14 protein-coding genes are annotated in these 12923 nt (G+C 70.6%); 9 read left to right on the forward strand and 5 right to left on the reverse strand.

The window, feature by feature from the left end:
- Positions 1-81 precede the first annotated feature (81 nt).
- Together HUT12_RS11175 and HUT12_RS11180 are read left to right on the forward strand one after the other, a co-directional pair.
- Positions 82-1224 (forward strand): helix-turn-helix domain-containing protein, encoded by a 1143-nt coding sequence (locus tag HUT12_RS11175; RefSeq protein ID WP_131052973.1) that lies wholly within the window; start codon positions 82-84, stop codon positions 1222-1224.
- A 305-nt stretch (positions 1225-1529) separates the two neighbouring features.
- Complete coding sequence (locus HUT12_RS11180; protein ID WP_131052971.1) at positions 1530-2699, forward strand: helix-turn-helix domain-containing protein; 1170 nt, start codon at positions 1530-1532, stop codon at positions 2697-2699.
- Positions 2700-2785: 86 nt separating this feature from the next.
- Here HUT12_RS11180 and HUT12_RS11185 read toward each other — a convergent pair whose 3' ends face one another.
- The 5 genes from HUT12_RS11185 to HUT12_RS11205 all read right to left on the reverse strand — a co-directional run bounded on the left by HUT12_RS11185 (position 2786) and on the right by HUT12_RS11205 (position 8055).
- Positions 2786-3439: a hypothetical protein gene (locus tag HUT12_RS11185; protein WP_131052970.1), complete on the reverse strand. Its 654-nt coding sequence runs from the start codon at positions 3437-3439 to the stop codon at positions 2786-2788.
- Between the two features lie 74 nt (positions 3440-3513).
- Complete coding sequence (locus HUT12_RS11190) at positions 3514-5517, reverse strand: acyl-CoA dehydrogenase (RefSeq protein WP_176093314.1); 2004 nt, start codon at positions 5515-5517, stop codon at positions 3514-3516.
- Between the two features lie 83 nt (positions 5518-5600).
- Positions 5601-6350 (reverse strand): amino acid ABC transporter ATP-binding protein, encoded by a 750-nt coding sequence (locus HUT12_RS11195; protein WP_303393483.1) that lies wholly within the window; start codon positions 6348-6350, stop codon positions 5601-5603.
- 2 nt (positions 6351-6352) lie between these two features.
- Complete coding sequence (locus HUT12_RS11200; protein ID WP_131052967.1) at positions 6353-7198, reverse strand: amino acid ABC transporter permease; 846 nt, start codon at positions 7196-7198, stop codon at positions 6353-6355.
- Positions 7195-8055 carry an ABC transporter substrate-binding protein gene (locus HUT12_RS11205; RefSeq protein WP_176093315.1) on the reverse strand — a complete coding sequence of 287 codons (861 nt, stop codon included), beginning with the start codon at positions 8053-8055 and terminating at the stop codon, positions 7195-7197. Before HUT12_RS11205 ends, HUT12_RS11200 begins: the two co-directional genes overlap by 4 nt.
- Positions 8056-8175: 120 nt before the next feature.
- On the opposite strand from HUT12_RS11205, the gene HUT12_RS11210 reads away from it, so the two are divergent.
- From HUT12_RS11210 to rplT, 7 genes are all read left to right on the forward strand, one after another.
- Positions 8176-8457, forward strand: a complete 282-nt coding sequence (locus HUT12_RS11210; protein WP_217706071.1) for a phosphoribosyl-ATP diphosphatase — start codon at positions 8176-8178, stop codon at positions 8455-8457.
- A gap of 44 nt (positions 8458-8501) precedes the next feature.
- Positions 8502-9347 (forward strand): ATP phosphoribosyltransferase, encoded by an 846-nt coding sequence (hisG, locus tag HUT12_RS11215; RefSeq protein WP_131052965.1) that lies wholly within the window; start codon positions 8502-8504, stop codon positions 9345-9347.
- On the forward strand, positions 9344-10399 hold the full coding sequence (locus HUT12_RS11220; protein WP_217705969.1) for a DMT family transporter: 1056 nt from the start codon (positions 9344-9346) through the stop codon (positions 10397-10399). The genes hisG and HUT12_RS11220 overlap by 4 nt, the downstream gene beginning before the upstream one ends.
- Positions 10396-10923: a PH domain-containing protein gene (locus HUT12_RS11225; protein WP_131052963.1), complete on the forward strand. Its 528-nt coding sequence runs from the start codon at positions 10396-10398 to the stop codon at positions 10921-10923. The genes HUT12_RS11220 and HUT12_RS11225 overlap by 4 nt, the downstream gene beginning before the upstream one ends.
- Before the next feature lie 668 nt (positions 10924-11591).
- Positions 11592-12227 carry a translation initiation factor IF-3 gene (gene infC, locus HUT12_RS11230; RefSeq protein WP_131052962.1) on the forward strand — a complete coding sequence of 212 codons (636 nt, stop codon included), beginning with the start codon at positions 11592-11594 and terminating at the stop codon, positions 12225-12227.
- 20 nt (positions 12228-12247) lie between these two features.
- Positions 12248-12442, forward strand: a complete 195-nt coding sequence (gene rpmI, locus HUT12_RS11235; protein ID WP_131052961.1) for a 50S ribosomal protein L35 — start codon at positions 12248-12250, stop codon at positions 12440-12442.
- A 33-nt stretch (positions 12443-12475) separates the two neighbouring features.
- Complete coding sequence (gene rplT, locus HUT12_RS11240; protein ID WP_131052960.1) at positions 12476-12868, forward strand: 50S ribosomal protein L20; 393 nt, start codon at positions 12476-12478, stop codon at positions 12866-12868.
- Positions 12869-12923: the final 55 nt, after the last annotated feature.

A 12923-nucleotide genomic window follows, 5' to 3' on the forward strand; every position in this document is an offset into this window, starting at 1 on the left:
CAGAGGCGAATTTCTCAGCGTGAAGCGGCGGATCCCGACGCCAAGTCCTAGGACAGGTCCGGACGACGAGGGGACCGGGATATGCCTCCACGTGCCAGCACGATTGTGGACCCGCGTTTCGCTGCTGAGTTGCGGCGGTTGCGTGAGGAGCGGGGGCTTTCTCTGCGACAGTTGGCCGCCGTTGTCAACCACGGCAAGAGCCTGATTCACCAGTTCGAGTCGGGGCAGACCAAACCCACCGTGGAGATCGCGGCCCGGCTGGACCGGGCGCTCCAGGCACAGGGAGCATTGGCCGGGATGGTGTCGACGGCTCCGGAGGTGGGGGAGCGGCTGGCATTTGCGGCGCTGCGGCCCCACCACGTCGATTCCGCTGCGGTCAACGCTCTCGGCAATCTCCTCGCGGGTTACCGCCTCTTGGAGGATGCCATCGGGTCTGGACCCGTGATGGGAGCGGTCCGGATGCAACTCGACACGGTGGTGTCCCTGCTGCGCGACGCACCTGTGGGGACGAGAGCCGAGATGGTGGACATGGCTGCTCAGTGGGCACAGTTCGCGGGATGGCTGGGTATCGCCCGAGGGGACGCGAGTGCGGCGACTACCTGGCATGCGCGGGCTCTGCAATGGGCGAACGAGGCCGGCAACAAGAATCTAGTCGCCACTGTGCTGTCGTTTCAGGGCCACCAAGCGGAGTGGCAGGGTGATCTGCCGGCAATGGTCGGACTGTCCCGCGCCGCTCGACGGGACGACAGCGTCGATGCTGCGCTGCGAGCCTACTGCGCAGGTCAGGAGGCTAGAGGATTGGCTATGGCGGGCGCGGCTGCCGCCGAAGTGAGTAGCTGCTTGGCCGAGGCGTCCGAGTTGGCCGACCAGGCTGCGGAGGGGCCATTGTCCCCGTGGGGCTACTGGTACACGCGGTCGTTCTTCGCCGTGCAGCACGGCATCGCGTGGCGCTACCTCGGCGCGACCGACAGCCGTGCGAACGACCGAGCGCTGGAATTGCTGATGACGGGTGTCGCAGGGGTGAGCGAGGAGGCGGCCGGAGCGGATTGGCACGGGCGCAACCTCGTGCACCTTGCCATCGCACAGGGGCAGGCTGGCGACCTGACAGCGGCCCGCGAGACGTTGGCAGCGGCGGATCAGATAGCCGTTGCCTCCGCGTCTCGACGGCTGACCAACGAGGTCATTGCGGCTGTCCGCGAACTCGCTCTGTCCGGCATGCCGTAGCGGACGAGGCGACTCGCTCGACTTGCTCTCCGTGATCTCAGGATGATCGAGGGTGACGGCGGCAGCAGTTATCATCCTCCATCCTCTTGCCGCCGCGCCCTCGTCGAAGGGCCGGGAAATGGGCAGCAGAGACCGTCGGGCATCAGCGAGCCGTGGCGAAGAGATCGAGGCGGCCGAGCGGGAGGCCGCAAAGCAGCGGATTCTCGATCTCGCCGAAGCGGAGCGGATACCGGCCGAGGAGACAACCCGCGTGCGTCGGGCCGGCCGGGGCCGTCGTGCGGAGTGAGGTGCCGATAGGGCGCCGCATGGCGCAGTGGCGGGTGCGGCGGCGAATGACCCAGCAGATGCTCGCCGATCGGCTGGGAAAGTCGAAGAGTTGGGTCGACAAGGTGGAGCGAGGTGCCCGTGCTCTCGACCGGTACCCCCTGATCGAGGAGATCGCGCGGGTCCTGCGGGTTGATCCCTCCGTGTTGCTTGGTCGCCACGTCGGTGGGCTCTCATCGACGGTCAGCGACAGAGCCGACGGGTTGGACGAGGTCTATGCCGTCGTCGCCTGCCATGACGTGTTTCGACCCAGCGCATCGAGCCGGTCGAGCGCTGTCGAAGAGGTTCGGCGACAGGTCACGCATGCCTGGTTGACCTATCACCACGCTCATTACCCGCAGGTGTTGCGGACTCTTCCGGAGCTGTTGGCGTCCGTGCAGCACACACATCGGTCCGATGTCCGGGCAGGAGTCGAACTCCTGGTGCAGGCGTACCGGATCACCTCGTTAGTGTCGGTGAAGATCGGCGAGGTCGCTCTGGCATGGCTGGTGGCAGACCGGGCAGTGACCGTCGCGAACCTCGATCCGTTGCTGGCGGCAACCGCTGCAATCCCACTCGGTCAAGCCTTACGGGCAGCAGGCCGGAACCAACTCGCGGTTGCGGTAACGATCGCTGCGGAACGCTGTCTCGACCAGGGGCAGGCGGGAGCGGGAGATCTGTCCGTGCGGGGCACGCTGTTGCTGCAAGCCGCGATGGCTGCTGCCGCCGCCTCGGACACGTCTGGTGCGGTGGCGTCGATCGAGCAGGCTGCTGGAATCGCCAACCGGATCCGAGACGGGGGTGCGGACTGCCACGTCACCTTCGGGATGACGGCAGTGGAGATGGCCCGAATGGTCGTGGCGACTGAACTCGGTGATGTCGGCGACGCTCTGTTCCGGCACGAGAACATCCTGCGACGGGGGTTGCTGCGGCGGTTGCCCGGGGAGTATCAGGCGGCCTACCTCCTCGACGCCACGCGGGCGTACCTCCAAGCGGGTGACATGCGGGGGGCCGGCCGCACGCTGGTCGAGGCGCATCGGACGGCACCGGCAGAGGTCCGGTGCCGTCCGCTGGCTCGTACGCTGATCGCCGAGATCGCCCGGGGCTCACCAGCAGCGGCCGACGTCGCGCGACTGGCGACGCTGGTCGGCGTGACGCGACGAACGCCGTGAATCGGGACCGGCCCTCGTTGAGACAGCCGTCGCCACGAGTGCCGTCTGTCGCCGGGGGCCGCGTCCGGGTCCCCGGCGACGGCGGCTCAGGCCTCGTCCTCGTCCGGGTCGAACTGCTCGCGGACGGCCTGCTCGACGGTCTTCGCGCCCAGCGTGGTGACCACCTGGTTGCGGACCGTGCAGCCGGCCCAGTAGGCGCCGGTGGGCTGCGAGCCCGTGATGCTCATGTAGTCGCCGTCCCACTTCGCGACGTCCTTGTTGACGGATTCGAGGTCGGCATCGCTCTTGAGGACGTGCGGGATGCCGTTCTTGCTGATGTACATGAAGTCCGTCGGCATGTAGATCGTCACGTCGTTCACCCCGGCGGCGGCCAGCAGCGTGCCCAGCGTGGTGACGTCGTGCCCGGTGTGACAGACGAGGAACCAGAGCGTCCGGCCGCTGATGCCGGCCGGGGTGAACTTCGCCGTGACGTCCTGCACGAACTCGTCCAGCCAGCGCCCGCCGACCCAGGGCCGCTCCTCGTGGTGCCGGTCGTCGAGCGCGTAGCCGGAGTGGGCGAGGACGAGTACCGGCTCGCCGGGTGCGAGCGGGGGTGCGAGCGGGGTCTGCATCTCAGCGATCTTGCTGTTCAGCACGGACCGGGCGACGTGTGCCGCGACCGCCTCGTTGGCCTGCAGGCGCGTGAGGTCGGCCGCGAACACGCGGCTCAGCTTGCTCTTGCTCTCGATGATCCAGATCACCAGGAGGTCTCCCGTCGGTGAGGCGTGTCGCCCCAGGATGGGGTACCGCTGGTGATCACCCTGTCCGCGATCCGTTACCGATCAGTCGGGAACCGGTCGTGAGCGGCCATCGCCTCCTGCCGGTCGCCCTCCTCCCGCAGGATGGCGCAGTGCAGCCACGCCTCCGGGATGGCGAAGCCGTCCACCAGCGTGCGCATCTGCGGGCGCAGCTCCTTGAGCAGGCTGTTCACCACTGCGGTGATCGCCTTGGCGCGGGCCGGGGTGAGCCGGCCGTGCTCCAGGAACCATCCCTTGTGGGCCTCGATGACGCTGAGGGCGTACAGGTCGCAGACGCGGGAGAGCAGGGCCGCGACGGCCGGGTCGGTGGTGCGTTCGATGCCGGCGACGAACGCCTCCAGCGTCACCCGGTCGATGTGCGCGGAGGCGACGGTGAGGACGTGGTCCTGCACGTCGTTGAAGATGTCGAAGGGCCGGTCCCGCTTGCTGTTCGCGCCGTTGCGCAGCCGCCGGACGGCGCCGTCGAGGAGGTGCTTCTCGCGGTCCTCGAAGACGGAGAGCTGCCAACCCCGGTCGGTGACGGCGACCTCCTCGTCCCGGCCGGGCACGGCGCTGACGAGCCGCTCGATGAGTGCCCGCGCGGCGGTACGCTCCAGCACCATCTCGCGGACCTGCTCGGCGACGAAGGACGCCCGCCCCCAGCCGTCCAGCGAACCGAACTCGTCCTTGTAACCGGTGAGCAGTCCCTTGGCCACCAGTTGCAGCAGGACCGTGTTGTCGCCCTCGAACGTGGTGAAGACGTCGGTGTCGGCCTTGAGGCCGGGCAGGCGGTTCTCGGCCAGGTAGCCGGCGCCGCCGCACGCCTCGCGGCACATCTGGATGGTCCGGGTGGCGTGCCAGGTCTGGGCGGCCTTGAGGCCGGCGGCCCGCGACTCCAGCTCCCGCTGCCGGTGCTCGTCGACCGGCTCGTCGCTGCCCTGCACCTCGTGGACGGCGGCCACCAGTTCGGCCTGGGCGAAGTGCAGCGCGTACGTGGTGGCCAGCGCGGGCAGTAGCTTGCGCTGGTGAGCCAGGTAGTCGTTGAGCAGCACCTCACGGTCGGCGTCGGGCGTGCCGAACTGACGGCGGAGGTCGCCGTAGCGGACCGCGATGGTCAGCGCCGACTTGGTCGCCGCCGCCGCCGCGCCACCCACGCTGACCCGGCCCCGGACCAGGGTGCCGAGCATGGTGAAGAAGCGTCGGGAGTCGTCGGCTATCGGGCTGGCGTAGGTGCCGTCCGCCGCGACCTGGCCGTATCGGTCCAGCAGCATGTCGCGCGGCACGCGCACGTGGTCGAAGCTGAGCCGCCCGTTGTCCACGCCGAGCAGCCCGGCCTTGGGGCCGGCGTCGCCGATGGTCACGCCGGGCATCGGGGTGCCGTCGGCGTCGCGGATCGGCACCAACCAGGCGTGTACGCCGTGCCGCTGCCCGCCAGTGATCAACTGCGCGAAGACCACCGCCATCCGCCCGTCCCGGGCGGCGTTGCCGATGTAGTCCTTGCGGGCGGCCTGGTGTGGGGTGTGCAGGTCGAAGGTCTGCGTCTCCGGGTCGTACGTGCAGGTGGTGCGCAGCTGCTGGACGTCCGAGCCGTGACCGGTCTCGGTCATCGCGAAGCAGCCGAGGAGGTCGCCCGCGACGATGTCCCGGAGGTGGGCGTCGTGGTGCCGGCGGGTGCCGAGCGCCAGCACCGCCCCGCCGAACAGCCCCCACTGCACGCCCGCCTTGACCATCAGCGAGAGGTCGACCTGCGCCAGCATCTCGCTGGCCACGATCGAGGCGCCGATGTCGCCACGGCCGCCGTACTCGGTGGGGAAGGCCGTCGCCATGCCCATCTCGGCGGGTAGCTCGGGGAGCAGCCGGCTGATCCGATCCCGGGCCTGCTCGCTGCTCTCCCCGTAGACCGGGAGGAAGCGGGCGTCGAGCTTGTTCCGGTGTGCGTCGCGGACCTCGGCCCACGGCCCGTCGAGGACCTTCCGCAGGTGGGCGACGTCGACGGGGTCGGAAGCGGAACGGGTCACGGCTACCTCTACAGACGTCGTCATGGTCGGTTTGTACCCAATCAAGGGTACAAACCTGCCGGTCGGCGCAGGTGACCGTCGTCACGATGCCCGATACGCGACGCCGCTCAGCCCGGCAGCCGACCCGCCTCGATGATCCGGGCCAGGAACTGCCGGGTACGCGGCTGCGTCGGCGCCCCGAACACCTGGGCCGGCGGGCCCGACTCGACCACCCGGCCGCCGTCGAGGAAGCAGACCTGGTCGGCCACGTCCCGGGCGAAGCTCATCTCGTGCGTGGCCAGCACCATGGTCATGCCGTCGGTCTTGAGGTCGCGGATCATCGTGAGCACCTCGCCGACCAGCTCCGGGTCGAGCGCCGAGGTGACCTCGTCGAGCAGCAGCAGCCGGGGCGAGTTGGCCAGCGCCCGCACGATCGCCACCCGCTGCTGCTGGCCGCCGGAGAGCCGATCCGGGTACGCGTCGGCCCGGTCCCCGAGCCCCACCCGTTCCAGCAGCTCCCGGGCGTGCGTCTCGGCGTCGGTCCGGGACCGTCCGTGCACCCGACGCGGGGCCAGCGTCACGTTGTCCAGCACGCTCAGATGCGGGAAGAGGTTGTACGACTGGAAGACCATGCCGATGCGGCGGCGTACCCGGTCCGGGTCCACGCCCGGGGCGGTGATCTCCTCGCCGTCCAGCTCGATCGTCCCGTCGTGCAGTTCCTCCAGCAGGTTGACGCAGCGCAGCAGCGTCGACTTGCCGGAGCCGGAGGCCCCGATCAACGCCACCACCCGGTGCTCGGCCACGGTCAGGTCCAGCGAGTCCAGCACCACCCGCCCACCGAACTCCTTGCGCAGCCCCCGACACCGCAACACGTCCACGGTCAGCCTCCGGACTGGCGTCGGGCCGCCCGCAACGTCACCTGGTCGGTGACCGCGATCAGCGGGATGGCGAGCAGGACGAAGAGCACCCCGGCCACGATGTACGGCGTGTAGTTGAACGTCTGGGCGGTGGCGATCTGCGCGGCCCGTACCGCGTCGATCGGCCCGGCCAGGGACACCAGCCCGACGTCCTTCTGCAACGCCACCACATCGTTGAGCAGCGGCGGCGCCACCCGCCGGACCGCCTGCGGCAGCACCACGTGCCGCATCGTCTGCCGATAGGTGAGCCCCAGCGAGCGGGCCGCCGCGAGCTGGCTGGAGTGCACCGACTCGATGCCGGCGCGGAACACCTCGGCCAGGTACCCGCCGTAGGTGAGCACCAGCGCCAACCCGCCCAGCACCAGCACCGGCGGCATGCCCTGCAACCGCAGTCCCGGCACGCCGAGGGTGAGCACGTACAGCACGATGATCAGCGGCAGGCCGCGGAACGTGTACGTGTAGCCCGCCGCGAGCGCCCGGATCGGGAAGAACACCGGCCCGCGCAACGTCCGCAGGACGGCGATCAGCAGCCCGAGCAGCAGTGCGCCGATCGCGCAGCAGACCAGCAGGCGGACGTTGAGCCAGAGCCCGGTGAGCACCCGGGGCAGCGCGTCCCGGGCGATCTCCGGATCGAGGAACGACTCGCGTACCCGGTCCCAGCCCGGTGCCCCGGTCACCGCGACCGCCAGCAGCGTGCCGATCGCCGCCGTGGAGGCGGCGGCGACCAGCACGCTCAGCACGGTCTGCCGGCGGCGGTACGCGTCCCGGGCCCGCTGCGCGGGCGACGGATCGTGGGTGAGGGTGCTCACGTGAGTTCGGGTGCCCCCGCCACCTGGGCGAGCCACTGCTGCTCCAACTGCTTCAGCACACCGTCACCGGAGAGCTGACCGATCGCACCGCTGACGCAGCCGGTCAGCGGGGAGTCCTTGTCCAGCAGCAGCCCGAACGCCTCCGGCGAACCCACCTGGGGGAACTGCCCGACGATCACCGCGTCGTCGATCTCGGCCGAGGTGATGTAGAACGCGGTGGGCAGATCCACCACCAGTCCGTCGATCTGCCCGTTCTGCAGGGCCTTCTTGGCGTCGTCGTTGCTGTTGTAGACCTGCGGTTCGACGGTCGGCTTCACCAGGTCGGTGATCGCCTGGTAGCTGGTCGTGCCGACCTGGGCGCCGAGCTTGGCGTCGCGCAGGTCGGCCAGGGACTTCTTGCCCGCGATCGGGGACGACTTCAGCGCGATGACCGACTGCCGCACCAGGTAGTACGGCGCGGAGAAGTCCACCGCCCGCTTGCGCTCGTCGGTGATGGAGAACTGGTTGATGTCGAAGTCGAACTCCTTCGGCCCGGGAGCGACGGCGGTCTCGAACTTGACCCGGGTCCAGACCACGTCCGCGCGGGAGTACCCGAGCTTCTCGGCCACCGCGTACGCCACGGCGGACTCGAAACCCTCGCCGTTGTCGGGTTTGTCGTCGACGAACCACGGCTGGTAGGCGGGCTCGTCCGTGGCGATGGTGAGCTTGCCCGGCGTGCGGGTGACCAGGCTCTCCTTGTCGCACGCGGCGGACGCGGTGGGCTGGGGGGCGGGTGCGGATTCGGGCGCGCAGGCGCTGACCGCGAGCAGGACCGAGCCGGCGGCCGCGAGCGCGAGGAGGCGAGGAGTGCTGACCATGGCGCACAGCGTACGACCCGCATCGGCGGACGTCGAAGGGGTGTCCCACCATGTCGGTAGGGAATTCGGGTCCCGCCCAGCGGTCGGCACCGGACCCGTGGTCACGGCGACCGAGGGCGACTGAGAGAATCCGATTCCGTGAAGACGTTCGAGGAGTTGTTCGCCGAGCTGCAGGCCAAGGCCGCCGCCGGCACCCCGGGCTCCGGCACGGTCGCCGCCCTGGAGAAGGGTGTGCACTTCATCGGCAAGAAGGTCGTCGAGGAGGCGGCCGAGTCGTGGATGGCCGCCGAGCACGAGGGGCCCGAGCGCACCGCCGAGGAGATCTCCCAGCTGCTCTACCAGGTCCAGGTGCTGATGCTGGCCAGCGGTCTCGACCTGAAGGACGTCTACCGACATCTGTGAGTGCCCCGCCGTCGACCTCAACCCGATCGAAGGAGCACTCCGTCATGCTGCGTGTCGCCGTACCCAACAAGGGCGCCCTGGCCGAGTCGGCCGCCAAGATGCTGCGCGAGGCGGGCTACCGCCAGCGCACCGACCCCAAGGACCTCGTCTGCCGGGACGAACCCAACGACATCGAGTTCTTCTACCTGCGGCCGAAGGACATCGCCACCTACGTCGGCTCCGGTGACCTGGACGTCGGCATCACCGGCCGGGACCTGCTGATCGACTCCGGCGCGCCGGCCGAGGAGATCGTCGACCTCAACTTCGGGCGGGCCACCTTCCGCTTCGCCGCCCGCCCCGACGACGTCGACGACGTCCGGGAACTCGGCGGCCACCGGATCGCCACCGCGTACCCGGGCCTGGTCGAGCGGCACCTGGCCGAGCTGGGCGTGAAGGCCGAGGTGACCCGGCTCGACGGGGCGGTGGAGAACGCCATCCGGCTCGGCGTCGCCGACGTGGTCGCCGACGTGGTCGAGACCGGCGCCACCCTGCGCCAGGCCGGGCTGGTGGTCTTCGGCGAGCCGCTGCTGCGCTCGTCGGCGGTCCTGGTCCGTCGCGCCGGCGCCACCTCCCACCCGCAGGCCGAGCAGTTGCTGCGCCGGCTGCACGGGGTGCTGGTGGCCCGCCGCTACGTGATGCTCGCCTACGACGTACCAGCCGGTCTGCTGGACCGGGCCAGCTCGCTGACCCCCGGCATCGAGTCGCCGACCGTCTCCCCGCTGCACCGGGAGGGCTGGGTGGCGGTGCAGGCCATGGTGCTCCGCGACGACGTACACCAGATCATGGACGAGCTCTACGACCTCGGCGCCCGAGCGATCCTGGTCACCAACATCCACGCCTGCCGGCTGTGAGACCGCGCCCGGCGGCGCTGGCGCTCGTCCTGGTCACCCTCGGCGGCGTCGCGTCGGCGGCGCAGGGCGCGGTCAACGCCGAGTTGGGGCAGCGGACCGGCAACGCCACCCTGGGCGCGGTCGTCAACAACCTCGGCGGCTGCCTGCTGGTGCTGGTCGGGCTGCTGGTGCTGCCGTCCATGCGGACCGGGCTCGTCGCGCTGCGGCGGGCCCGGATGCCCTGGTGGTCGTACCTCGGCGGGCTGGGCGGCGCGGCCATCGTGGTGCTCGCCGCCTACGCCGTGCCGGTGCTCGGCGTCGCGGTCTTCACCATCGCCCAGGTCGCCGGCAGCAGCCTCGGCGGGCTGGCCTCGGACCGGTCCGGCCTGGCCCCGGTGGGCCGGCTGCCGCTCACCCCGCCCCGGGTCGCCGGGGCGCTGTTCGGGGTGGCCGCGGTGGCGCTGGCCCAGACCGGTCGACCCGTCGGTGACCTGGCCGTCGGCGTGCTCCTGCTCGCCGTGCTCGGCGGTGTCGCCGTCGCGTTGCAGGCCGCGCTCAACGGCCGGATCTCCGCCGCCGGTTCGGCCGCCGCCGGGGTCGCGGTCAACTTCGTCGTGAGTACGCCGGCGGTGCTGCTCGTCGCCGCACTGGCCGGCGCCTTCACCGGCCCGTCCGTCAGCTGGCCGAGCGGTTGGCACCTCTACACCGGCGGCCTGCTCGGCGTCGGCATCGTCGCCGCCCTGGTGATCGGCGTCCGCGCGGCCGGCGTCCTGCGCACCGGCCTGGCCCTGGTCGGCGGCCAACTCGTCGGCGCCCTGCTCCTGGACGTGCTGCTGCCGCAGGGCCCCGGCGCCCGGCTACCGGTCCTGGCCGGTGCCGTGCTCACGCTGCTCGCCGTCCTGGTCGCCGGCCGAGGCCCCCGCGCCGCCACCGCCCCCGCCACCGGCACCCCACCTCCGCCCCCGGCTCCACGTGCCTCCCCGGTCGCCGAGGTCGGGCCCGGTGGGGACGACGGTGTGGTCCGTGTGGCGCCGGACGACGTGCCGGGGCCGGATGGCAAACTGGGGACATGAGTGAGCGGCGGGACGCGACGCAGGTCAGTGCCGGCACGAGCGAACGCGAGCCGGCGGACGGCACCGAGCGGATCCGCCTGCGACCGCGCCGCATCCGGCTGGTCTGCTGGATCTCGGCAGCCGTACTCGTCGTCGTCTTCGCGCTGATCGCCACCACGCTGACCGGCCCGACCGGCAACGGCTACGGCAGTTTCCAGCGCGGCGACCAGTTCGCCATGATCGGGCTCGGCGTCCTCTTCGCCCTCGGCACACTGCTGTTCACCCGCCCCCGGGTCGAGGCGGACGCCCACCGCATCCGGGTCCGCAACATCATCGGCTCGTACGAGCTGCCCTGGGAGGTCGTCCGCGGCGTACGCTTCGACCGCGGCGCACCGTGGGCCGCCCTGGAGCTCTACGACGACGACCTGCTGCCCGTGGTCGCCCTCCAGGCCGCCGACAAGCAACTCGCCGTCGACGGAGTCCGTGCCCTGCGTCGCCTGCACCAGGCGCACCTGACCGCCGTCGCCGACCGCGCCACCCGCTGACCCGCCCCCACCTCCGTCCCGACCGGTCCCCGGCCAGCCCCAGCCCAACGTCGACCGGACCGCAACGCCGCCGGTCGCTGTCGAGCTGAGGGCGTCGACGGATCGCCTCGTCTTCAGTTCATGGGTGATGGCGTCGACGGTTCAGGTCGATAGGGCGGGGTCCGAGTGACTGTTCGTCGTGCCCTTTGGAGCTGAGGGCGTCAACGGGTCGCTGCGTCCTCGGTTCTTGGCGATGGCGTCGACGGTTCAGCTCGACAGGGCGCGAACTCGGGTTCCTGACCGTGGCGCCGGCGGGGGAGTGCACCAGTCCCGGCACGGGAAGAGCCAGCGCACGGTCGAGCCGGCACAGGGGCGGGTCGGTTTGGGGGCCCGGTTACCCGGGGTGTAGTGTGGTCGAGTCGACCAGGCTGTCCGCGTTGCGCGGGCGGCCATGAAAGTGGGGCGCCTGCTCCCACCCGAGTCGCCGACTACGGCGGCCGGGTCCGGTCTCCGGTTCCGGGCATGTCCCGGGCCGGGATGCGCGATCCTGTGATCGTGCCGACCGGTCGAGCGGGCCCTGGCATGTGCCGGGGCCTTCTGCTTTCCGGGTCGGCTCCCAACCGGGAGCCGCAGGGTCGGACACGCATGAAGAACCGACTCGAGGAGGCCCCATCAGCGTCGAACCACGCGTGAACGAGCAGATCCGGGCACGTGAGGTCCGACTGGTCGGCCCCGAGGGTGAGCAGGTGGGCATCGTCCCGCTGGAGCGCGCCCTTCAGCTGGCCGCGGACGTCGATCTGGACCTGGTCGAGGTTGCGCCCATGGCGCGCCCGCCGGTGTGCAAGCTCATGGACTTCGGCAAGTTCAAGTACGAGAGCGCACTCAAGGCGCGCGAAGCGCGGCGTAACCAGCAGCAGACCGTCATCAAGGAGATGAAGCTCCGGCCGAAGATCGATCCGCACGACTACGAGACCAAGAAGGGTCACGTGGTGCGGTTCCTCAAGGCCGGCGACAAGGTCAAGGTGACGATCATGTTCCGCGGTCGCGAGCAGAGCCGCCCGGAGCTGGGTTACCGGCTCCTGCGCCGGCTCGAGAGCGAGATCTCGGAGCTGGGGTACGTCGAGGCCGCTCCCAAGCAGGACGGTCGAAACATGATCATGGTGCTCGCGCCGCACCGCGCCACCAAGGCCGCCGCGGTCGCCGCGGTCGCCTCCCGGGGCGGGGCGCCCCGGGACCGGGCAGCGGATGAGTCCGCCGCGCCGGAGGCCGGCGAGACCGCAGCAGCCGGTGACACCGGCACCGTCGCCGACAACAGCGGCGAGTAACAGGGGAGAAGACGTTCCACATGCCGAAGATGAAGAGCCACACGGGGACGGGCAAGCGGGTTCGCGTGACCGCCAAGGGCAAGATCATGAAGCAGCAGGCCGGTCTGCGTCACAACCTGGAGAAGAAGCCCTCCACCCGTACCCGGCGGCTGACGGGCCTGGTCGAGGTCGCCAAGTCCGACGTCAAGCGCCTCAAGAAGCTGCTCGGCCGCTGACGCGCGCCAACCTGAGTCCAAGAAGGAGTTGAGATGGCACGCGTCAAGCGGGCTGTGAATGCCCAGAAGAAGCGTCGTACCCTGCTGGAGACCGCGAGCGGTTACCGCGGTCAGCGCTCCCGGCTGTACCGCAAGGCCAAGGAGCAGGTGCTGCACTCGATGCAGTACGCCTACCGGGACCGTCGCGACCGCAAGGGCGACTTCCGGCAGCTGTGGATCCAGCGGATCAACGCGGGTGCCCGTGCCAACGGGATGACCTACAACCGCCTGATCCAGGGCCTCCGCCTGGCCGGCATCGAGGTCGACCGCAAGATCCTGGCCGACATGGCGGTCCACGACGCTTCGTCGTTCGCGGCGATCGTCGAGCTGGCCCGGGCCGCGGTCAAGGCCGAGGGCACCGGCGGCGCGCCGGCTCAGGCCGCCTGATCCCCGCACAACGCAGTGAGGCGTCCCCACGACCGGGGGCGCCTCGCGCGTGTGT

Origin of the sequence: Verrucosispora sp. NA02020, from assembly GCF_013364215.1 — a bacterium.
Taxonomy (GTDB): domain Bacteria; phylum Actinomycetota; class Actinomycetes; order Mycobacteriales; family Micromonosporaceae; genus Micromonospora.

Bases quoted from the DNA above. Each gene is read 5' to 3' on its own strand.
- HUT12_RS11175 (WP_131052973.1), top strand. From the start codon at position 82: ATGCCTCCACGTGCCAGCACGATTGTGGACCCGCGTTTCGCTGCTGAG.
- HUT12_RS11180 (WP_131052971.1), top strand. From the start codon at position 1,530: ATGGCGCAGTGGCGGGTGCGGCGGCGAATGACCCAGCAGATGCTCGCC.
- HUT12_RS11190 (WP_176093314.1), bottom strand. From the start codon at position 5,517: ATGACGACGTCTGTAGAGGTAGCCGTGACCCGTTCCGCTTCCGACCCC.
- HUT12_RS11205 (WP_176093315.1), bottom strand. From the start codon at position 8,055: ATGGTCAGCACTCCTCGCCTCCTCGCGCTCGCGGCCGCCGGCTCGGTC.
- hisG (WP_131052965.1), top strand. From the start codon at position 8,502: ATGCTGCGTGTCGCCGTACCCAACAAGGGCGCCCTGGCCGAGTCGGCC.
- HUT12_RS11225 (WP_131052963.1), top strand. From the start codon at position 10,396: ATGAGTGAGCGGCGGGACGCGACGCAGGTCAGTGCCGGCACGAGCGAA.
- rpmI (WP_131052961.1), top strand. From the start codon at position 12,248: ATGCCGAAGATGAAGAGCCACACGGGGACGGGCAAGCGGGTTCGCGTG.
- rplT (WP_131052960.1), top strand. From the start codon at position 12,476: ATGGCACGCGTCAAGCGGGCTGTGAATGCCCAGAAGAAGCGTCGTACC.